25 protein-coding genes and 2 pseudogenes are annotated in these 21,162 nt (G+C 43.4%); 8 read left to right on the forward strand and 19 right to left on the reverse strand.

The window, feature by feature from the left end:
* Position 1: 1 nt before the first annotated feature.
* From MSG38_RS05890 to MSG38_RS05910, 5 genes are all read left to right on the forward strand, one after another.
* Entirely contained in the window at positions 2–661 is a 660-nt protein-coding gene (locus tag MSG38_RS05890; RefSeq protein WP_017063903.1) for a sugar transferase, read from the forward strand.
* Between the two features lie 217 nt (positions 662–878).
* Complete coding sequence (locus tag MSG38_RS05895; protein ID WP_048611092.1) at positions 879–1,757, forward strand: LysR family transcriptional regulator; 879 nt, start codon at positions 879–881, stop codon at positions 1,755–1,757.
* A 99-nt stretch (positions 1,758–1,856) separates the two neighbouring features.
* Positions 1,857–2,990: an efflux RND transporter periplasmic adaptor subunit gene (locus MSG38_RS05900; protein ID WP_248401257.1), complete on the forward strand. Its 1,134-nt coding sequence runs from the start codon at positions 1,857–1,859 to the stop codon at positions 2,988–2,990.
* Positions 2,991–3,000: 10 nt separating this feature from the next.
* Positions 3,001–6,120, forward strand: coding sequence for an efflux RND transporter permease subunit (locus MSG38_RS05905; protein ID WP_248401258.1), 3,120 nt, complete (start codon positions 3,001–3,003; stop codon positions 6,118–6,120).
* A 2-nt stretch (positions 6,121–6,122) separates the two neighbouring features.
* The gene (locus MSG38_RS05910; RefSeq protein ID WP_248401259.1) at positions 6,123–7,631 is read left to right on the forward strand and encodes an efflux transporter outer membrane subunit; all 1,509 of its coding nucleotides are present in this window, start codon (positions 6,123–6,125) and stop codon (positions 7,629–7,631) included.
* A 124-nt stretch (positions 7,632–7,755) separates the two neighbouring features.
* Here MSG38_RS05910 and MSG38_RS05915 read toward each other — a convergent pair whose 3' ends face one another.
* Entirely contained in the window at positions 7,756–7,971 is a 216-nt protein-coding gene (locus MSG38_RS05915) for a DUF6434 domain-containing protein (protein WP_061024124.1), read from the reverse strand.
* Between the two features lie 34 nt (positions 7,972–8,005).
* Complete coding sequence (locus tag MSG38_RS05920) at positions 8,006–8,338, reverse strand: YnfA family protein (RefSeq protein ID WP_004733816.1); 333 nt, start codon at positions 8,336–8,338, stop codon at positions 8,006–8,008.
* Between the two features lie 203 nt (positions 8,339–8,541).
* Here MSG38_RS05920 and MSG38_RS05925 point away from each other — a divergent pair, with 203 nt between their 5' ends.
* The gene (locus MSG38_RS05925) at positions 8,542–8,865 is read left to right on the forward strand and encodes a hypothetical protein (protein ID WP_248401260.1); all 324 of its coding nucleotides are present in this window, start codon (positions 8,542–8,544) and stop codon (positions 8,863–8,865) included.
* Between the two features lie 33 nt (positions 8,866–8,898).
* Here the strand turns inward: MSG38_RS05925 and MSG38_RS05930 are convergent, their stop codons facing one another.
* The 11 genes and pseudogenes from MSG38_RS05930 to MSG38_RS05980 form a co-directional block, all read right to left on the reverse strand.
* Positions 8,899–9,348 (reverse strand): DUF3291 domain-containing protein, encoded by a 450-nt coding sequence (locus tag MSG38_RS05930; protein ID WP_248401261.1) that lies wholly within the window; start codon positions 9,346–9,348, stop codon positions 8,899–8,901.
* 44 nt (positions 9,349–9,392) lie between these two features.
* The gene (locus tag MSG38_RS05935) at positions 9,393–9,746 is read right to left on the reverse strand and encodes a GNAT family N-acetyltransferase (protein ID WP_248401262.1); all 354 of its coding nucleotides are present in this window, start codon (positions 9,744–9,746) and stop codon (positions 9,393–9,395) included.
* Positions 9,747–10,026: 280 nt separating this feature from the next.
* Positions 10,027–10,542 (reverse strand): GNAT family N-acetyltransferase, encoded by a 516-nt coding sequence (locus MSG38_RS05940; protein ID WP_248401263.1) that lies wholly within the window; start codon positions 10,540–10,542, stop codon positions 10,027–10,029.
* A 78-nt stretch (positions 10,543–10,620) separates the two neighbouring features.
* Positions 10,621–10,902, reverse strand: coding sequence for a hypothetical protein (locus MSG38_RS05945; protein ID WP_248401264.1), 282 nt, complete (start codon positions 10,900–10,902; stop codon positions 10,621–10,623).
* Between the two features lie 194 nt (positions 10,903–11,096).
* Positions 11,097–11,501: pseudogene (locus MSG38_RS05950) on the reverse strand (DUF1801 domain-containing protein).
* A 104-nt stretch (positions 11,502–11,605) separates the two neighbouring features.
* On the reverse strand, positions 11,606–12,058 hold the full coding sequence (locus MSG38_RS05955; RefSeq protein WP_248401265.1) for a hypothetical protein: 453 nt from the start codon (positions 12,056–12,058) through the stop codon (positions 11,606–11,608).
* Positions 12,059–12,084: 26 nt separating this feature from the next.
* On the reverse strand, positions 12,085–12,507 hold the full coding sequence (locus MSG38_RS05960) for a hypothetical protein (protein ID WP_248401266.1): 423 nt from the start codon (positions 12,505–12,507) through the stop codon (positions 12,085–12,087).
* A gap of 206 nt (positions 12,508–12,713) precedes the next feature.
* A complete protein-coding gene (locus MSG38_RS05965; RefSeq protein WP_248401267.1) occupies positions 12,714–13,196 on the reverse strand; it encodes an ATP-binding protein in 483 nt (160 codons plus the stop codon).
* Entirely contained in the window at positions 13,193–13,399 is a 207-nt protein-coding gene (locus tag MSG38_RS05970) for a hypothetical protein (RefSeq protein ID WP_248401268.1), read from the reverse strand. Before MSG38_RS05970 ends, MSG38_RS05965 begins: the two co-directional genes overlap by 4 nt.
* 133 nt (positions 13,400–13,532) lie before the next feature.
* Positions 13,533–14,087 (reverse strand): GNAT family N-acetyltransferase, encoded by a 555-nt coding sequence (locus MSG38_RS05975; protein WP_059019762.1) that lies wholly within the window; start codon positions 14,085–14,087, stop codon positions 13,533–13,535.
* Positions 14,088–14,220: 133 nt separating this feature from the next.
* Positions 14,221–14,604, reverse strand: a complete 384-nt coding sequence (locus tag MSG38_RS05980) for a nuclear transport factor 2 family protein (RefSeq protein WP_248401269.1) — start codon at positions 14,602–14,604, stop codon at positions 14,221–14,223.
* Between the two features lie 282 nt (positions 14,605–14,886).
* Here MSG38_RS05980 and MSG38_RS05985 point away from each other — a divergent pair.
* Positions 14,887–14,997, forward strand: a pseudogene (locus MSG38_RS05985) (IS110 family transposase); the annotation flags it as partial.
* 28 nt (positions 14,998–15,025) lie between these two features.
* Here MSG38_RS05985 and MSG38_RS05990 read toward each other — a convergent pair.
* The 3 genes from MSG38_RS05990 to MSG38_RS06005 form a co-directional block, all read right to left on the reverse strand.
* Positions 15,026–15,367 carry a hypothetical protein gene (locus tag MSG38_RS05990; protein WP_050621366.1) on the reverse strand — a complete coding sequence of 114 codons (342 nt, stop codon included), beginning with the start codon at positions 15,365–15,367 and terminating at the stop codon, positions 15,026–15,028.
* A gap of 130 nt (positions 15,368–15,497) precedes the next feature.
* Complete coding sequence (locus MSG38_RS06000; RefSeq protein ID WP_052878398.1) at positions 15,498–15,962, reverse strand: GNAT family N-acetyltransferase; 465 nt, start codon at positions 15,960–15,962, stop codon at positions 15,498–15,500.
* Between the two features lie 159 nt (positions 15,963–16,121).
* Positions 16,122–17,318 carry a Shedu immune nuclease family protein gene (locus tag MSG38_RS06005; RefSeq protein WP_052878397.1) on the reverse strand — a complete coding sequence of 399 codons (1,197 nt, stop codon included), beginning with the start codon at positions 17,316–17,318 and terminating at the stop codon, positions 16,122–16,124.
* A gap of 117 nt (positions 17,319–17,435) precedes the next feature.
* Here MSG38_RS06005 and MSG38_RS06010 point away from each other — a divergent pair, with 117 nt between their 5' ends.
* Entirely contained in the window at positions 17,436–18,461 is a 1,026-nt protein-coding gene (locus tag MSG38_RS06010; RefSeq protein ID WP_248401270.1) for an IS110 family transposase, read from the forward strand.
* A 349-nt stretch (positions 18,462–18,810) separates the two neighbouring features.
* Here MSG38_RS06010 and MSG38_RS06015 read toward each other — a convergent pair whose 3' ends face one another.
* The 3 genes from MSG38_RS06015 to artQ all read right to left on the reverse strand — a co-directional run bounded on the left by MSG38_RS06015 (position 18,811) and on the right by artQ (position 21,162).
* The gene (locus MSG38_RS06015; protein ID WP_248401271.1) at positions 18,811–19,500 is read right to left on the reverse strand and encodes a hypothetical protein; all 690 of its coding nucleotides are present in this window, start codon (positions 19,498–19,500) and stop codon (positions 18,811–18,813) included.
* Positions 19,501–19,810: 310 nt separating this feature from the next.
* The gene (gene artM / locus MSG38_RS06020) at positions 19,811–20,479 is read right to left on the reverse strand and encodes an arginine ABC transporter permease ArtM (RefSeq protein ID WP_248401272.1); all 669 of its coding nucleotides are present in this window, start codon (positions 20,477–20,479) and stop codon (positions 19,811–19,813) included.
* Complete coding sequence (gene artQ, locus MSG38_RS06025; protein WP_017061822.1) at positions 20,476–21,162, reverse strand: arginine ABC transporter permease ArtQ; 687 nt, start codon at positions 21,160–21,162, stop codon at positions 20,476–20,478. Before artQ ends, artM begins: the two co-directional genes overlap by 4 nt.

Genomic DNA, 21,162 nt, shown 5'->3' on the forward strand with positions numbered 1-21,162 from the left:
TATGATGAACATTGAACAGCTATCTACCCAAAACCTATACCAATACAAAATCTCACGTGCTAAACGTACTTTCGATTTTGTAAGCTCACTGATTGCTTTGATTTTGCTAGCGCCCGTATTTCCGTTGATTGCGATGGCGATTGCACTCACTTCTCGTGGCCCTATTTTCTACCGTCAACTGCGTGTTGGTAAATCGACACCGGAGAAAATGGAAATCTTTGAGATCATGAAATTCCGTAGCATGTACGAAGATGCAGAAACTCGCTCTGGTGCAGTTTGGGCTACCGCGAATGACCCACGAATCACGCCCGTTGGCCGCTTTTTGAGAAAGACGCGTCTTGATGAGCTGCCACAACTGATCAATGTATTGAAAGGTGAAATGTCTCTAATTGGCCCACGTCCTGAACGCCCTACTTTTTACACCAAACTAGAGAATGAAATCCCTTACTTTGCTGACCGTACATACGGTGTAATGCCTGGTATTACAGGGCTTGCACAAGTGAATCAAGGTTACGACACCTGTATTGATGATGTACGTCGCAAAGTGGGATTTGACCACAGTTATGCACTAAGCCTATGTTCTGTTAAGTCTTGGATTGCCGCTGATCTGAGCATCATTTCTAAAACCATCATCGTAATGGTAGATGGTCGAGGTCGCTAAACCAATATGGTCCAGGGTGAAAGAACAAGCTGCTTAGTCCAAGGTGGTAAATAGAGCAGTCTTGTCCGATGTGAACACAAAGCCAGCTTTGATAATGATTTATCGGCTGGCTTTTTACTGCCTCAAAACAAGCCAACCTAAAGAACGCTTCGATTTTAAAATCCAATTGGTATACGATGCCAACATACTGTTCTAAAAACGATTAAATGCCGTTGTTATGAAAATCGAAGATCTTAAGCTGTTTACCACCGTTGTCGAACTGGGTAGTTTTACTGCCGCTGCCAATGCACTTGACCTTCCCCGCGCTAATGTTAGCCGCAGAATTAACGACCTTGAGAAGTCTCTGGGTATTCAACTGTTCTTTAGAACCACGCGCAGCCTTTCCTTAACGAAATCTGGTGAGCTTTATTATAAAGAGCTCCTCAATGCGTTAAGTGCGCTCGACAAAGCGAACCATATCGCCTCCAACCTATCAGAAGTTGCACACGGGCAAGTTAAGATTGGGCTGCTGCCAGAAACCAGCGACATCATGCAATCGACGTTGTTTAAATTCCAAGATATGTACCCAAAGATCGAGCTTGATATTCGTACGATCAGCAATGGTTTTGTCGATATGTACCGACAAGGGTTAGATCTCGCAATGCACGGTGGTACGTTGAGTGACGCGAACGTAGTGGCACGCAAGGTAATGATTTTGCAGCGTGTTTTTGTCGCCAGCCCTGAATTTCTAGAGAAAGAAGGCACGCCTTCAAGCTTAAGAGAGCTCACCAACTACCCCTTTGTGTGTTTTCGATGGCCAAGTGGTGACATCGACAAGCAGTGGGACATCAAAGACCACATCATCAAGGTCGAACCTTCGGTGGTGAGTGACAGTATCGGCTTCGTGATCGGTGGTGCGACACGTCACAGAGGCATCGCATTACTGCCGGAACTCTTGGTAAGACAACAACTCAAAGACGGAACTTTGATTAACCTGTTCCCTGACCAGAACCTTCAACAAGAAGAAGCATGGCTACTCTACCCTCAACGCAAAGCGCTGAGTCATTCTGCTCAACTTTTGATTGATTTTCTATTACAAGAACTTCCAAATCTTTAGTTATTGTAACGAATATCATGACAGTGTTTCGCGAATAGACTAGATTATCTAAACAAAACTGAAAGATAGAATTGCTCCATAAATTGACAGGAGTAATCCATGAAGCCTATATCTCAACATTCATCTGTTTTGCAGCGTTCGTCTATCTTTCAACAGACACCTATCTTTAAATACACAGTCATTGCACTAAGCCTAACTGCTCTGTTTGGCTGTAATGACTCTGAGGCGACGACAGCTCAAAAACAAACGCGTCCGATTCAAGTTATTCAACTTGAGCCTCTCTCTCATCAAGTTGAAAAATCGTTCACGGGCAAATTGCAGTCATCAGAAACGGCTGGCGTCGCGTTTCGTGTACCCGGCACTATTCAAAACATGATGGTCTCTGTTGGCGATACAGTTAAGAAAGGCCAACCATTGGCACAACTCGACCCGCACGATTACCAAGTGGCGTTGGAAGAGTTACAAGCCCGTTCTCTTGAAGCAAAATCCGCACACAAGCTAGCTAAGACTGAACTTGCTCGAGTGAAACAAGCCATTGCTGACAACGCGATTGCTGATGTTAATCTGGACCGTGCAATCAGTGGTTATGAAAGAAGTGAAGCCGCAGTTAAAGTGGTTGAACAGAACATAGGCCGCGCAAAAGATTCAATTCGTTATACCCAACTGCTTGCGCCATTCGACGGCGTTGTAGCGGCATCTAACTTCGATCAGTTTGAACAAGTCCTGCCGGGTATTTCAGTTTTCACCATCCACAACCCTGATCAGCTTGAAGTTAAAATCCAAGTCCCAGAAAACTTGATTCATGAATTCAAACCGAATCAAATCGCTGGAATCAACTGGTATGGCTCAGAGGAAAAAATGATTGGGCACGCCACTGAAATTGCCACGTCCCCTCACCCTATTAAGCAGACCTACGCAGTGACTTACCATGTAGAGTCAGCCGACAAATCTGTGTTGCCAGGGAAAGCCGTCACACTGACGACTCAACTTGGCGAACCAACCGATAATTTCTGCTTACCGTATTCAGCGATCGTCAACCAAGCGGGTATCGAGCAAGTATTCACCGTTCGAAACGAGCAAGCTCATGGCGTGACTGTGGACGTGGTTTCGATGTCCCAAAATACCGTGTGTGTTGAATCAACGCTCAACGATGGCGATTTCGTCGTGGTGAGTGGTGCTCAGTACGTCATGGAAGGCCAACACTTCTCTGATATTCAAGTTAAGAGTCTGTAGGTAAATCATAATGAATCTAGCTGATTTTGCGATCAAACAACGCACCTTCATCCTGTTTTTCACTGCATTGAGTGTTATCGCAGGCCTGTTTTCTTACTTTGATCTTGGCAAGCTCGAAGATCCAAGCTTCACCATCAAAACGGCCGTCGTAGTAACGCTCTACCCCGGTGCTTCTGCGGAAGAAGTGGAACAGCAAGTTACTGATACCGTCGAAACTAAACTGCAAGAGATGGGGTCATTAAACCGACTGCGTTCACTGTCTCGTCCGGGTATGTCGATGGTGTTTGTTGACCTTAAAGAGTCTCTTAATTCAAAAGCACTACCACAAGAGTGGGACTTGTTGCGTCGTAAAGTGTCAGACATGAAGCTGTTACTGCCTTCGACGGCGCAGATCAGCGTCGTGCAGGATGAGTTTTCTGAAGTCTACGGCATGCTTTTCTCTATCCACAGTAAGGATGCTTCGCCTGCTGAGCTAAGACGTTACGCAGAAGAACTCCAACGTAGAATTAAAACCGTCGATGGCATTAAGAAGATTGAGTTACACGGTGTTCAGCCACGTGTTGTTCATATCGATATCCCAGATGAAAGATTGGCGCAATACGGTTTATCTATCACACAAGTTTGGTCACAGCTAAATACTCAGAACATGACCTTTGATGCGGGCAAATTTTCAGCGGGCACTGAACGTATTCGCGTTCAACAGTCGAGCGAGTTTGGTTCATTAGACGACATCAAAAACCTGATGATTAAAGGCGGCGTGAGTGAATTCGGAACCAGCTTAATCCGTTTGGGCGATATCGCAGACATCACCATGGGCTACCAAGAGCCAATGATGACGGAAAACCGCTACAACGGCGTACCTGCGGTCACGCTAGCGATGAGCCCAGTGACCGGCGTTAACGTGGTATCGCTTGGCGATGAAATCAATCAGATCGTCAGCGATTTCCAAGCAACTCTGCCGTTAGGCGTTGATATCTCGACGGTAGCAAACCAGCCGGAAGAAGTTCAGAAATCGATCGACAACTTCGTACAAAACTTGCTAGAAAGTGTCGCGATTGTGTTCATCGTCCTATCGATATTCATGGGACTAAAAAGCGCGACCATCGTCGGCTCAAGCTTACTGCTGACTATCTTGCTGACGCTTATCTACATGAACATCACGTCAATTGATTTACACCGAGTTTCACTAGGTACGTTCATTCTTGCGCTCGGCATGTTAGTGGATAACGCGATTGTCATCACCGATATGATGATTGTGAAAATCAACAAAGGCGTCGACCGTACTAAAGCCGCAATTGATTCTGTTAAAGAGACAGCAACACCGCTCTTTGGCGCGACAGTTATCGCTATCATGGGTGCAAGCCCTGTTATTTTTTCAAAAACCGATGCGGCTGAGTTCGCAAGCTCGGTATTCCTTATCATCGCCTCCTCACTGTTATTGTCTTGGCTTGTAGCTATGACCTTCACGGCCTTGATGTGTTGGTTCTTTATCAAGCCAAGCAAACAAGCTGACAACACTAAAGTGAGCTTATACCGTAAGAGCGTAAACTGGACGGTAGATAACCCACTCAAAGCACTGACGGGGCTTATTCCGTTGATATTAGTGACGGCATTGGCTGTGCCGAGCATCGCGGTTAACTTCATTCCACAAGCTGACAGGCCCATCCTGTTTCTAGATTACTGGCTACCGAATGGTGCGAAGGTTGAACAAACCTCAGAGGACATGAAGCGCATCGAACAGTGGTTGTTAGAACAGCCGGAAGTCGACAGTATCTCAACATACGTTGGCGCGGGTGCTCCCCGCTTCTCAGTAACCATTGAACCAGAACCGTTTGACCCTGCATACGGTCAGATCTTGATTAACGCGACCGATTTCCCGTCACTCAGCCCGCTGATTGCGCGTGGTGACAAATGGTTAATGGAAGAGTTTCCAAACGCCGATCCTCGTTTTAGAAGCTTAAAACTGGCGACTGCCGATAAATTCAGTGTTGAAGCACGTTTCTCCGGCCCAGATGTCGAGGTGCTTCACGGCTTGTCAGAGCAAGCTAAAGCGATCTTTGCTCGACACCCAGACACCAAATACGTGCGTGACGATTGGCGACAAAAGAGCAAGGTTTTAGAACCTGTCATTAACCAAGACAAGATGCGTCTAGCCGGTATTAACCGTGCCGACATTGCATTCGCGATGAAACGCGCGTCAGAAGGCATGCCATTGGGTCGTATGAACTTAAACGACGAACTGGTGACGATTCAACTGCGTGGCACAGAAAGCTCAATTCAGTCGCTAGAAACTCTGCCGGTTCGCTCTCTGTTAGGCATTCACAGCGTTCCACTGGGTCAAGTCATTGATGGCTTTGAGCTGACCAGTGAAGAGACCATGATTTGGCGTCGTGACCGCGTAAAAACCATCACTGCACAAGCTGGCGTTGGTCGTTACACCACTCCTGCAGCGGTAAGAAACTCGGTTAAAGAACAAATTGAATCCATCCACCTTCCAGATGGTTACCACTTGGAATGGGGCGGCGAATATTACGACGAGCACAAAGCCGTCAGCGATATTCTTAAGCAGCTACCTAAAGCAATGTTGTTGATGGTGATTATCTTAGTGGCGATGTTTAACGGCTTCAAACAGCCAGTCATCATCTTTACCACCCTACCGCTTGCGGCGACGGGTGCAACATTCAGCTTATTGCTGTTGGATAAACCATTCGGATTCATGGCATTGATTGGCGCGGTAACCTTGACCGGTATGATCATCAAGAACGGCATTGTATTGATGGACCAAATCGAGCTTGAACGTAAAAACGGTCGCTCACTGTCTGATGCAATCAAAGAAGCAACCGTGAACCGCACAATGGCGATCTCAATGGGCGCGCTCACCACAGCACTTGGTATGATCCCGCTGCTTAGTGACCTGCTATTTGACCAGATGGCGGCAACCATTATCGGTGGTTTGGCTGCAGCAACCGTGTTGTCTCTGTTTGTAATGCCTGCGCTGTACAAGCTTTTCTATCGAACCGAACAAAAGAAAACGGTAGAAGAAGCCATCAAAGACGCAGTGATCGTGCTTGATGCAACACCTCAGTCTACAAACAGCGGCACTACAACCTCATTCAACAAGGAGCAATAAACATGTATCCATTAACGAAGTTTAAAGTGGCTCCTATTGCTCTTGCCTTGTTGCTGACAGGTTGTGCGCTTGGCCCCGATTACGAAGAACCTCAAACCACCATGGCTGAGACCTTCTTATATAGCCAAGGTGATGTGAACCAAGACGGAGTGAGCCAAAACGAGAAGCACAATCATTGGTGGACACAGTTCAATGACCCGACGCTCAATCAGTTAGTGGCCGATGTTCAAAACCAGAACATCCCACTTAAACTGGCCGCCGAGCGAATCAACATGGCGAACTCATATAAGAGCGTTGTGGAGTCATTCAAAGTTCCGACCATCAATGTCGGTGGCGGTTATTACAACTACCAATTGAGCGAGAACGACTCCCTACTCGGCCCGGTATTTGGGGCTTCTGATGCGGTTGAATCGACCACAGGTATGTCGTTGCTTGAAGCACAACACGATGGTGGGTTCTTAGGTGCAAGCATCGCGTGGGAAATGGACTTGTTTGGACGTATCGATAAGCAATCCAACGCGGCAACAATTAGAGTGGAACAAGCCGAGATCTTTCAATCGGGTTTGAACACCTTGATCACTGCCGATGTTATTCACAACTACCTGCAATATCGAGGCGCGCAAGAGCGAAAGGCGATCGCACTAGAGAACATTGCCGACCAAAAGCAGACTTTAGAACTGGTCACCAAAGTGGTTCGCAGCGGCTACGGCTCTGAGTTAGACCTTGCTCAAGCCAAAGCCATGCTTGCCGCGACTGAATCCATTGTTCCTCAACTTGAAATCGCAGAGCAAGTACATAAACAACGTATGGCAGTGTTGTTAGGTGAATCACTTACGAACGTGAACCAACGTTTAGCGGGTGAATTTACCTTGCCGCGAATGAACGATGTGATTCCGACAGGCTTACCTTCTGACTTGTTAGAACAACGCCCAGACATCCGAATTGCAGAACGAGAAATGGCAGCCATTAACGAAGAACTCGGCGCAAGCATTGCCAATCGCTATCCAAAATTCTTCCTAACGGGCTCACCAGGTGTGACGGCAGGAAGTTTTGATGACCTATTCAGTAGCGACTCATTCGGCTGGGCGGCCTCTGCAGGCATCAGTTGGAATGTATTCGATGGTGGCCGAGGCGAAGCCATGGTGGAAATGAACGAAGCAAGGTTCCGTTCTGCAGCGCTTAACTACCAACACTCGGTAGACAGCGCCTTTGCAGAAGTCGATTCAAGCTTGTTTGCCTATGGCCGTAGCCAAGAGAACCAAAAGCGCATCGATGAAGCCACTCTCGCCGTCGATAACGCAGTGAGCAAAGCAAAGTCACTCTATAAAGCCGGCCTAGTCGATTACTTGTCGGTGTTAGACGCACAAAGACAACAAAAAGCGATGCAAGATCGCCAAGTGGCCGCCAAGCTTCAAACCGCCAACACCACGATTGCGGTGTATAAAGCGTTAGGTGGCGATTGGAAAGTCGCGAATGAAACGCAGACTGTTGAATTAGCCCGCGTAAACTAGGCTAACTGCTCTTCGTTATCTATTGAATAATGCGATAAGCGTAATAAAAAATACCGCCGTTGATTACGGCGGTATTTTTGTGAACTGATTAGCTGGTAAATAAGTTTACCAGCAAGATAATCCATTACTTTGTATCGTTACGCTTCGCCCACTCTTGTAAGGCATCACCCATAGTCAATCCTGTCGCATTGTTCATCCACTGCATAAAATCACGGTCAAATTTAAACTCTTCGCCAAGCTTGGACTTAAAATATCGACGCACGTTCTGAGTCGTTTTGTAGCTGTCCGTTATGACGGTACTGTCATCAATCTGATTCTTGTGCCAATCAACCTTTTCCATGGTTTATTCTCTTCCTGTCATCTCAATGCATGCACTACGCGTTTCGAGGGCCAAACATAATAATCGCCATACCGAGTAGTGCAACCGAGCCACCCACCAGATCCCACGTTGTCGGCTTTTCGCCATCAACAAGCCACAACCATATTAGGGCAACAGAAATATACACACCGCCATAGGCCGCATAAACACGCCCTGTCGCGGTAGGATGAAGCGTCAATAACCAAGCAAATAACGCGAGGCTTATCGCAGCAGGAATCAATAACCAAATGCTCTTGTCTTCTCTCAACCAAAGATAAGGTAGATAACACCCTACAATCTCGGCGACCGCCGTAAGTACAAAAAGACCGACCGTTTTAAATTCAATCACAACTTACCTTTATCTGTTTAAATGAGAATACACTGTTAATACTTAAGCTTTGCTAATACCTTAGCTCTGTTAACGCTTAACCCCGTCACCACTTACGCCCAACAGACCAAGCCTTCACTAAACGCATGTTCAGTATTTTTTGATATTTCCGAAGCTTATCTGTTTGATAACCTTGTCTCATTCACTACAAGAGTGAGCGACACATGATTCATATATCCCAAGTACTAACGTTAGTCGAAAAGCATCTGAAGTGCTTACAACCTAAAGAAGCCGTGCATTTTAAAACCTACAAAAGAGACCGTGGCTTTCTGCTTTATTGCCTTAGTGACACGCAATTTCAGATCATTGAAGCGGGTTATCACAACCATACATTTACTGGTGATGTAGCAAACACTCGAAAACACGTTAAGAAAGTATTGAAACGAGAGTTTCCTAGAAGCAATAAGGTTTGGGTTGAGTACTATCAAGCTGTCGATGATCCATCCAGCGTCAAGAGCTCCCACACACCACAGATGCCCCTATTTTAGTTTCAATGGAACATAACACTGGTTAGACAAATGCTACTTTGGCGCTTCTGACTCTGTAAAATTGGTTTTAAAAGTGAAGGCATATGGCGTATCACCGATTTCTCTGAGGTGTTCAAGTCGCTCTATCGCTTCTTCCAGTGTCGGAATATGGTCTTCTTCGATCCACCAAAGAACATAAGTATCTTCAGGTAAACGATGAAACCAACCCCCCTTTCGGCGCATGAAATCACGGTGATGTGTGCGGAACATGAAGTTCTTTAACGAATCCACAGAGTCCCACACCGACATGTTCACAATCATATTAGGATCATCGAAAGCTTGGATGTTGGTGGCGTCCCCAGATTCATCTTTCAGACGCCAAACAAACCCTTCACTGCTTTCTGCGATTCCATTAACCAACTCTAAGTTATCGACAAACTCTTTTATTTCCGGCGCATCTAACGGGTATTTTGCCAGAGCGATATTTAACTGAGCTAATTTCATAATGTTTCTTCCTTGATAAATTATGAATAATAAGCAACGTTTTGTTAGGCGTTCTTACTCAAGTAAACCCTAACAAATCCAAACTCTTCGTCGGTTTCTTCCCTATCAATCGACCAACCATTTTTCAGATAAAACTTAATCGCTTGCTCATTACCTTTGAATGTTTCAAGACGATAATGTTGATGGCCAAATGTGCTCATCTCGTTCTCAACATGCTTGAGAAGAGTCGCACCAAAGCCTGAACGTTGAATGTTCGGGGAAACCATTAAGATATGTACGAAGTCATTTTCAAACGCACAATAACCTTGAATCTGATTATTTGATTCAAGCACGACACAATTTGAGAGTTGTTTCTCAACTTCTTTATCTGACTCACCACTGTTGATGAGCCAATCCACGCCTTCATCGCCCAAAAATGAACGGTAACACGCATTGATTGTGTCTCTCGCTAGCTCTTGTTGACCCTAAATCAGATGCTTGGGCTTTTCTAATATTTTCCATATAACCTTCTTTTCTCGCGAATAACGCGGCACTCAATAGTAGGCAACGCGACCACTTTACCTAAAATATGGTGCCGTAAACACTAAAGTTGAATCAAACTGGTGATCTTAAGCATTGGGAATGAATGTAAAACGCAGATATGGCTTGAGTTAGGGGTTAGAAATTGAGAACTGAGAATTAAGAGTTAAAACGAGAAAGCTTATATTCAAAGAAAACCACTGCACTTTCGTCAGAGGCATGCTCAACAAAACCTAGCTTCTTAAGTAAGTTTGCAGAGGCTATGTTTGAACGATCGACACCGCTAATCAGTGTTGACCATGACTCCGTTTTAGCGACTTCTGTGATGAAACTCTTCAGTAACTCACTTGCTAAACCTTTGCCCCAGAACTCTTCTGCAAGCAAGTAGCCAATATGAGCATCACTTTCGTCTTCTACATAAGCGAACAGAAAACCAATCAATTGATTATCGTTGTATTTCACTTGAAGTAAGTGGCTCTCCGACAACATTCGATCGAGCCAAATTTCAGCCAGTTCACGTGACACAATACCGTGAAAATATGGTGGCAGGTTTTCAACAACTGATGGGGTTAGAATGCCAGGTACTCGCTCAAGTAGAGCCGAACGTTCAAGAACAGTAAGTTCACCTGCAACTTCCTCTACTTTTAGTCTTTGAGTTTCAAACGAGATCGCCATGTGTCCTGCCTAATTCGATAAAAATGTGGATTATACACCTGAGTTCTCGTGTTGGTTTCGTTTCCCGGCCAAAGCAAACTAAAGAACAGTTACGCCTTCAACCTCAATCACTGAGTTAACATTAGCGCGCTCGATTATCTTGAGTAGCGTCGTTTGGATTAACTCATTATCTCGGATTTCGGTTTCACAAGAAAAACGTTCTTCTTGGACACTATCGCTCTCACCCAGCATAAATTGAACTGCGACTTCCGTTGCGAGATCTTTGGTCGCCCCGTAATACGCTAACGTGATTTTTGGGTATCCGTGGTCGCCTTTTTTAACCTGCTTTGCGATACGTTTCTTGGCTTTATCTAAATTCATACAACTTCCTTTTAAGTTTGAAATACAAGGTGAATAGAACACCTTTTTAAACGGTAAGCAATACAATCAGCGTTGGTTATAGAGATTCCCTAGCCTCTTGATACTAATCAAGATGGTACAGTCTTAGCACTTTAAAGAGTGATAGCTAGAACACAGAAAACCTGTTTAAGAAATATAATGACAACACATAAGAATTACGCGCCAAGAAGCGGTAGATGTTTTCGTTGTTGATAAGTTAAGGCTAACTCTAAGCACTGCTTTATTGGTGCTTTGGGAAGTGGTTCTGTTAGGTTCAAGACGATTGTCCGATTACCTTGAAATACCAATGTGCCATCGTGCAATTCTCTGAATGTGTCGATTAACTTCGTTTGGCAGTTAAAGAACAAGTAATACTTGTTTGGTGATTTCAATTTCCAATCGATTCGAATTGGACTGCCCGTCTTAACGCTGTAACTCGGCTCGCCCCATTTCAGAGACTCTTCGACGTCACCTAAATCCAAATCAGAGCAAAGTTAAAAAATTAATGCACGCAAGTCTTCAAGCCGAGATCGAACATCATCGGGATACTCGTCGAAATGTGTTTTGATTGCTTGATCCATTGAACCTCCGATTCATTTGTTGTGATATTAAAGTGCAGCTCACTTAAAGCATAGAACCTTAAACATTAGCCCAACTTAAAACAAAAAGTGCCAAGCCTCGTAAATCACTTTTGAGTTATCTGTTCGTTAGCGATTTTCAAGGCCAGCTTTAAACCGTCTGTATCCTTACAACCAATGTAAACATGCTTTCCATTGCTTAGGCTTAACTTCAACGCTGAACCTATCGATGCATTATACAACCAGCCATCGCTCAGCATTCGGATGCCAATACCTTGATACCACTTGCTTTGATAGAACGATGTCTCTGTAATGTCTGACACTTCTACATTCTTACGCCAAACACCAAAGCCGAAATACCAGCTTAGTACATTGTCTTTGACCTCAATTGTCATGGAGAAAAAGAGCAAAGCAATTAAACCATTGATGGCGTGAGCGATTAATGTCCCGGGGTTATTATCCGAGGTAACGACAATGAAAGCACTTATCGCAACCAGGATGAGCAGCAATCCCTTGTTGAATTCCTTACTATAAAACACAGTGACAACTCCTATAGACAACGAACAACCCACTAACTAGCCAACAGTTATCTTACTGCAGCCTTTCTAAATAATCGTAGCAAGTAATGCAGGCATATTCCCACAACCAAACCAAGTAGCATCGCCTTGATACTACCAACCCAAAGTATCAAACCAGAATAACCTTGTCCCGGACCTAAGCCTTGTTTATTAATCACATCGACAAACATAAAACCGTTCCACAGCACATGCAGTGAGGCTGTAAATCCATGCACACAAATTGCGACGGTTCCAAGTAACTTGTGCCTGTTAATGACTGGTGCGCCACAAAAAATGACAACAAGCGCAAAGGTAAAAATCAGAGGGCCCGACAGTACTAAAGTGAGTGTGATTACTTCAACATGGCTCTCTGTTCCATAGCTGTATGTACAAAATACCATTGTCATTGAAAACAAAAGCGAAATGAGTGCGAACCATAGCGTTCTATTCATTGGGTTCCCTGCCTTAATAGTGGGTTTAGGACAAATTCGATAATCGACAGGAAGAACTAATTACCAAAAATACGGCATGAGAAATGCCCTTATTACACTACTATTCGATGGACGACTCAGACTTTCATAAACCCAATGTAACGTGAGACTTAGAACACAAGCTAGATAACAAAAACGCCACTCACCTTCGCGCCTGACTACATACCTTATTGAGCTTCCTGTTGAACCCAAACAACATTTTCATTTGAAGTGGGAACCTCAAACCAAGACCAAAACAGATCTAACATTTCAGGCGTCACTTCATAAGACTTACCATTCAGTTCCGAGTTACGGCTGAATGCCCTCTCCTTACAAGTCTCAAACGGAACATCAAGATAGTGAACTTCGCTGTCCATACCTCGGTTTGATGCCCAGCTTGTAAAAGAATCGCGGTCTGATTTACACCAAAAACCGAAGTCAAAAATTACCGGGACACCTAAGGAAAAGAGCTGCATTGCAGAGTCTTTGAATAAACCTTGTAGCGTAGCCAGTCGGCTATCAAAAACCTCACGCTCCATATGCTCGCCGTACAAAGGAATCATCCACTCATCAATCGAGAAACGAAAGGCACCATGCTTTTCTGCAAGCGCTTTAGAGTAAGTCGTCTTACCCGAACCGATAAAGCCACATACGAAATAGATTTTAGTCATGATGCCCCATTAGTCTCCTTGTTACGCATGAATCTTTCTTTTAGAAGTGTACCAATACTGCTCACTACAAACGTAAAAGCAAACGCCACAATTGGCCGATAGAAATCAAACGCACCATCCGTCATAAAAAAGTACTGATGAATGGCAACACCAAAACCAACACCTAATGCCAGCTTCAGATTCTTGAAAATGCCTTGTTTCATGTTCATTCCCTCGTAGAAAGCAACACTATGTATAGGTGTGAGTGACGTTATGGCCGAACCCTCTGTGACATAAACGCTTTAAAGCCAAGTAAGTCGAAACTGCAAAGCGTTGGGAATTCATCTTGAGCGCTTGTTAGGCAAATTTCGTTTCGCGCGCCATTTCCTGAAAAGTTTGCCCATTGAGAACGAAGTCTTTTGTATATTTAAAGCCTGCTTTATTGGTATGAGCAGCAAAAGAACGAGCATTGTCTTTATGCACGTACGTGTAAACGTAAGAAAATTTAGAACTTCTTACTTCACAACTAAACCGAAACAACTTCTCAAACACACCTTGACCACGACAAGCCTTACCCACACAGACAGGTCCCCAAAAGTATGAATTAGAAGAGCTTAGTTGGGTACACCCAACTACCACTGAACCAAGCTTGTTCGCCACAGAAGTGAGTCCTTCTGAACATTCCCAGAACTTCCATGAAGCACAAGCAGCCATCGCTACTATCGTATTGTTGAGTTCAGCAACATATATAGCCTGCTCTTGCTCGATAACTTGAGTTAGAAGCACTTCGTCCATCACTGTATTTAAGAAACCATCGCATTTATCAGATTCATCCAAGTTAGATACATGACAAGATTTCTGTAGTTCTACGATTTGACTGATGTCCTCAAGTTTTGCAGCTCTTATTTCCATGACTTCCTCTGTTGAATATTTCTTCTTTTTGCCTAAGGCTAAGTTAAGCCGCCACAACGCTGATGGCACTACAATTCGCGAAGCGAGAGTGCCATGCGTTAGAGGTCGGCTTGAACGCCTTGTTATGTGACTATTAAAACATCGAGTTATTATTGGCTGACTCTTTCGGGACCACTTGAATTGAATCCCAATGCTCGACTATTTTTCCATTTGAATCGAAACGGAAAAAGTCCATCGTTACGTACTCTTCACCAGCAGGCCATGTTTGCCTTGTATGCAAAGCTACCTGATCACCTTCAGCAATAATTCTCAAAAACTCTATATCCTTTTTTGGATAGTCCCGAGACATTTCTTCAAAGTAATCTATAAAGCCCTGCTTACAATCAGCAACAACTGGGTTGTGCTGGATATAATCATCACCAACATACAACTCTACTGCTTTTGCTGGATCACCCATGTAAGCAGTTCTATAAAAAGCAATAGCATTGTCTTTGTTTTGTCTAAGTTGATTCGTCATAGCAGCCTCATGAAGGGAAGTTTCACACTAACAATATGAGATATCGAGTGCTTTCGCCAGCGATGGATTAACGCTTGTCACATAATGAATGACACGGATTCCCCTTCCGAGGCTCTGCCACACTTATGTGGTACTTAAATGCATCGGAGGCACCATGCCTGATTATTCTTATTTCTGCAGTACTTACCTAGCTAAAAACCACTTCAGTCTTCATACCGTAGACCAAAATGGTAAGGTCATACTTATAAGACAGTAACCCCGCATTCAAAGCAACTTATGTTCGGAAAGCCTAAGAAAGTCGCAATAATCGCGTGTGTTCGAAAGATGGTTGTGACTCTTAACTCTATGCTGAGAGATGGCGCCATGTGGGATGAAAACACTGCCAAAAATTAATCATTGGCGCCATAGTCGTTTGTTAGCATTACTTCGATAGTTTCGCGATTTTCTTTTCCAAAGCGGCTATGTCCTTAAGCCAATCATCAGGAGTACTTAGCTGGTTATTCTTTCGGTAATCAACGAACCCAGCCTTTGAAAGTTCAAAACTATTAAGTGCTTCGCTTTCATAGCCAAGTTTAAAGCAAGCTGTTCCTTTTTCTTTATGGAATAACGGAGTCATTATTTGAATGAAAGGAGCTTGCTGATCTAAAGTTATGATTTCATCACAGACATCAATTATCTTTACTAAATTTTTCTCTTTCTTTGCAACCTTTAATGCACTTCGCAAGGTTTGCCATTCATTAAACTTTGATTGATCAAACATCATATTTGTACTCTTGTAACGCCCAATTAAGGTGTGAAGCACGCGACCACGACACTCAATTTGACCACCATAATCACCGAACTTAACCCAAACCAAAAATGCCAAGCGTGCTGAATCACTCTTAAATTGTTTGTTATGTCCGTACTCTCGACATGATGACGATGTCTATTAGATTATCTTCAACAAGCACAGCCTTGCGCTTTGTACCCTCAACTTCAAAGCCAAAGGATTTATAAAGAGCCAACGCAGCAACGTTGTTTGCATGCACTTCTAACTCTAAACGCGTCAAGTTTAGCTGCTCATCACAATACGACAGCAAGTATTCCATTAAGAAACGACCCACTCCCTTTCCTCGGGAAGTTTTGGCGACCGCAATACCAAAAGATGCAGAGTGCTTTAACCTCGGCTTAGGCGTTGAGTTAATAGCCAAATGACCCAAGAGTTCTCCATCGCTTTCAACCGCGACAAAATTAAGCTGGCTGTCATTGAACATTGAGTCGAACTCTTCCCTTTTGATGTCAGGCAAGTAACGATTGTTGTTCACAACCTCTTTGTCAGTGTAAATATCATACAAAGCTGGCAAGTCAGGTGAACTCATTTTTCTTATTTTCATAGAACCTCAAAAACCCGAAAAGGACATAACGCCTGCATAACACGTTTGCTACTATGCAGACCTAGCTGAATTTTACTGCCTTAATCACTGAAACTAAAGGCAAACTGACAACGCCGAGTGTAGCAAATCGTGTTGATGCATTTGTTATGTGTTTTGTTCAACAATACCAGACCATTGGGCGATCATAAACTCGAGCCTTTCCAATAGGTCATCATATGTCAGAATATCGATGATGTTTTTATATTTCCTTTTAATAACCTCAAAATCTTGCAATTGCTCAAGGCTAAGACCTTCACTTCTTCCCATGATGATCATTCCACACGGGTTAGTTATTCTGATTTTAAAATTTTCAGGCAATTCAGATTTATAGCACTCGGTAAGTTTTTCTTCCCCCTTAACCCCCCATTTATTTAGATAAAATATATACTTCTCAACCTGCATAACTGTACCAGACAATTCACGAAGTGGAATGTAATTGTCTCGATATGTACGTTTAGTAACGACACATTGGTCAAAAGGCTTTTTTATTTCGATGATGTCAGTATTTCCACTGGAATCAACCATAAGATAGTCAATATTCCTATTAGTTTTACTGTATGTATCTCTTACAGGGGCTTCTTCGAAAATATGTATATATTTTGGGTACAATAATAATATTATTCCCAACAACTCTTTTTGCCATTGCGCTTCAGAATATGAAATTTCATCATCTAGCATTTGTTTTAATTTATTTAGCATAGACTGATACTTAAACAGCTCTAGCTGGGAAAGCTGCTGTTTTAGGTCATCACCAACTCGGCTTACTTTTTTATTTAAGTATCTCTGATACTTTGATTCATAGTCTTCTTTGGTTTCTAGATATGATGAAATTATTCCACTAATCCTTGCCTCGGAATATCTATTCAATTCATAAGTATTTGGAAAACCGGCGATTAGTTCTTTGTAGGTTGTAATCGGTATTGAATTTTCAGCATCACCACCAATATAAATTTCCTGTTCGACTAAACTACCTATCTTTCTAAAGATAGATATTCCACGTTCTGCAACAAAGAGTTTTCTTTCAAACTTAATTGAATCGTGAATATATAAGTCATGTTCAAGCGACAGTAAGCCCTTAGAAAAACGATAATAATCATTTTCTTTATCTGCCACCTTAAATTTTACAGTTGCATATTCATCATCTGGATCATATTGAGTTAGAAGCTCATTTTCTGAAAATGAAAACGTTTTTGATATGGTCACACTACCCGAGTTATTTATTTCATGGAATATCCATTCAGATGGTCCATCAGGCTTATATGACAAAACTAACTTGTCCGAATATTTTTCAAAAACAATCATTTAACACCTAATTTTTTTAATTTTTCGTAATGCCAAAAAACACATAACGAATGACATGGATTCCCCCTTCCGAGGATCTGCCACACTTATGTGGTACTTAATTGCACCGGAGGCACCATGTCTGATTTTTCTTATTTCTGCGGTATCGACCTAGCTAAAAACCACTTTAGTCTTCATGCCGTAGACCAAAATGGTAAGGTCATACTTCATAAGTCAGTAACTCGCTCTAAACTACTGACTACAATAGCAAATATGCCACTCATGCGTATAGGCGTTGAAGCGTGTGGTGGTGCACATTATTGGGCAAGAACACTCAATACACTCGGTCACGACGCCCGCATTATGGCCGTTAAATACGTAATTCCTTATCGAACTAAGGGAAAAAACGACCTTAATGATGCTGTTGCCATATGCGAAGCTGTTCAGCGACCATCAACTCGCTTTGTACCCGTAAAATCCCCCGAGCAACAAGCCATCTTATCGGTACACAGAATGAGAGAACATTGGGTTCGCGAGCGCACTGCGCTTATGAATCGCATGCGTGCCCTGCTTTCTGAATTCGGATTAATCATTCCTGTTGGCCACTCTTCATTAATGAAACACGTTCCCTTAATGCTTGAAGATGCAGAAAATGAACTGCCACATCTCGCAAGAACGGTGATTGCCAATGCTTATCACCACCTTGGAGAGTTGAATCAACGTATCGCCGATACTGAACAAGTCTTCGAGTCTTTTGCTAAGGTCAGCGCTAATGTTCAACGAGTGATGAAGGTTCGTGGCATTGGACCGCAAACCGCTACTGCGATACTTGCTTCGATAGGCAATGGTTCTCAATTTGATAAAAGCCGTGATTTCTCTGCTTGGCTAGGACTAGTACCAAAGCAATATTCGACGGGAGGAAAGCCTCGCTTAGGTCGGATAACCAAACACGGCGACAAATACTTGCGAACACTATTAGTTCACGGGGCAAGGACAGTCATTGCCAACCTTGGCGACAAGCAAGATAAGCTAAGTCAGTGGTGTCGAGGCGTTCTAGAACGAAGAGGAATGAACCGAGCGATAGTGGCACTTGCCGCGAAGAACGCACGAATTATATGGTCGCTTTTACACAATCAAACCGAATATGAAAACTATGCTGCTTAAGTAGAAACCTAAGCAGCATAAAGAGTTAAACCCACCGGGTCATTGCAGACGCTAATGATGGAGATAGGTTAAGACCACTTGCGGAGAGCCTGTTAATGCGGCGGACACACTAGATGTCATCTAACGAATAAGGCACCGTAGTCGCGCAAGTCATCAGGGCCACGACGTATGCGAATCGTCGATAAGTAGGCCGAATGTAGAGCGGCAGTCCAAAACCCATCAACATAAGTTTAGCGGATGTTTGACAACCGGGGGAATCCATGTAGCCGCATTAAGGTGTGAGCGGCGCTTGGCTATACTTGAGCGAAGCGAAACTGCCAAGCGTTGCGAATCACTCTTAAATGCTTTGTTAACTGTTTTTACCGCTGTGCTTTAAAATTTTGTTTTTATGGTGAGCCAACTCTTCTACACCAAGAATTGCTCTCATTTTTTTCGATAACGTAACCAACGATGCATCATGACCATGTGTCGATTTTTCAAGGACATAAATAAAAGCTGATTGAATGTCTAACATTTCTCGTGCTGCGTTATCTCTATGCTCTTGAACGGTACCTTCACCTTTTGGCATTTTTATATATTGAGAATTAGCACCAAGCTTTCTTAATTGTCTTTCGAAACCTTCGAGGTTGTTATCAATTTCTTCAGTTAGCCAGTTCATATACTCTAACCGAAGAATAGTTAAGTCAGCAGCAAAAGCATGAGCTTCATCGTAGTCAGTTTTAGTTCTAAGCTCATTGAATGCTTTTAAAACGAGTTTCACATATTGGTCTGAAAACTCTGCTTGTTTATCGAATACTGCATTTGCCATATGAGATGAGGACGCCAAAGCTAGATTTTGCTTTTGTAGGTTTAACTCTTTGTTCCGCTCATGAGCTGAGTTATCACGAACAAGCTGATACAGAGCCGCAACCATCGCACCGACAGCAGGAATTGCAGTAACACCCTTAAAAATCTCACTGATTGGAGCTGCAAAGGTTACGCACAACGAAATAAATGCTATTGCACCTAAGGAAATATAGAATCTAATAGTAACCTCCAAATCTACCGAAACAGTTAACAGCTATTAGACAGAAAAATTCTTCATTTAAATACAGAATTATTCTATCTAGTTTCATATGGGCGGAACTCTACCACGATTAATCACTGCAATTCAGTGACTTAAAACATAGATAGCCTCATTGAATGATAAAATGCAGAATATTTCCATATAGTATGATTTTCGTAAAAACCCCGACTAACTGAATATAAATACAGCGCTCCACACATACCCCAAAACACAAAAAAGCCTGCCATCTATGCGAACATAAATGGCAGGCTTTATACGTTAATTAGACTTGTGAGTAGCTAGCTTACGCCGCTTCGAATGCGAGGGCTTTCTTCTCTACTTGGCGGAAGATCAGCGTCAGTATGCCGTTTACTGCTAGGTAGGATGCACCTGCAATACCGAACACCGTTAGTGTGTCGTAGGTTTGGCCGTTGATACGCTGAGCGTAGCCCATTAAATCCATGATGGTGATGGTGCTTGCCAGTGAGGTACCTTTGAAGACTAGAATCACTTCGTTCGAGTAAGCTGGAACGGCACGGCGTAAAGCGTATGGCAGTAACACTTTAAGCGTTGCTACTTTGTCCATGCCAAGTGCGCGACACGCTTCCCACTGCCCTGCTGGAATCGCGTTGAATGCGCCTCTGAACAGTAGCGTGCTGTATGCCGCGGTGTTCAATGCTAATGCTAACATTGCACAGAACCAAGGTTGGCTTAACCAAGTCCACATGAAGCTTTCACGAATCCAATCGAACTGACCCGGGCCGTAATACACCAAGAAGATTTGAACCAACAATGGTGTGCCGGTGAACAGCGTAATGATGCCACGTGTTAACCAGTGAATCGCCGGTATTCTTAGGATTAGCGTTACCGTCATCAGCAGTGACAAGATACAACCAACCAGCAATGAAGCGCCTGTGAGTTGAAGACTGGTCACTAAACCTTCAAGCATTTGAGAGAAGTATTGTTGATTCATGCCATTGCCCCTTTGTTACCCAAACCTTGAATAGAGAACTTACCATCAATCACTTTTACCAATCTTTGTGTGATTAAAGTGATGACCAAGTAGATTGCAGCTGCTGTCGCGTACCAAGTAAATGCTTCGTGCGTTGCCGCTGATGTTAATTGTGCTTGTTTCAGCAAATCCGTTACGCCAATCAGTGAGACTAATGCAGTGTCTTTTAGTAACACTAACCATTGGTTGGTTAACCCTGGTAGCGCGTGTCTTACCGCTTGAGGTAATACGATACGAAAGAATGCACGAGACTGAGAAATACCAAGTGCGCTTGCTGCTTCTCTCTGCCCTTTGCTTACTGCTTTCAAAGCACCACGCAAGGTTTGCGAAGCGTAAGAAGCAAAGATAAGTGACAGTGCAACAACACCAGATAAGAACGGGCTCACTTCTATGAAGTCGCCAGTGATCATGAACAGAACTTGTGTCGAACCAAAGTAGATAAACAGTACGACCAGAATTTCTGGTAAACCACGAACAATCGTCACAAATGCAGTCGTTGGCCATTTGATTGCAATACGACGAGACATCTCACCACTTGCAAACAAAACTGCTAGAACCAATCCAACCAATAGGCTTACGAATGCAAGCTGAACTGTCATCCAGCTTGCTTCGACGAGCCCTAAAGAGTAACCCGTTAATTCCAT

The organism is Vibrio sp. 1CM24A (genome assembly GCF_023161725.1).
In the GTDB taxonomy this organism is placed as follows: domain Bacteria; phylum Pseudomonadota; class Gammaproteobacteria; order Enterobacterales; family Vibrionaceae; genus Vibrio; species Vibrio coralliirubri.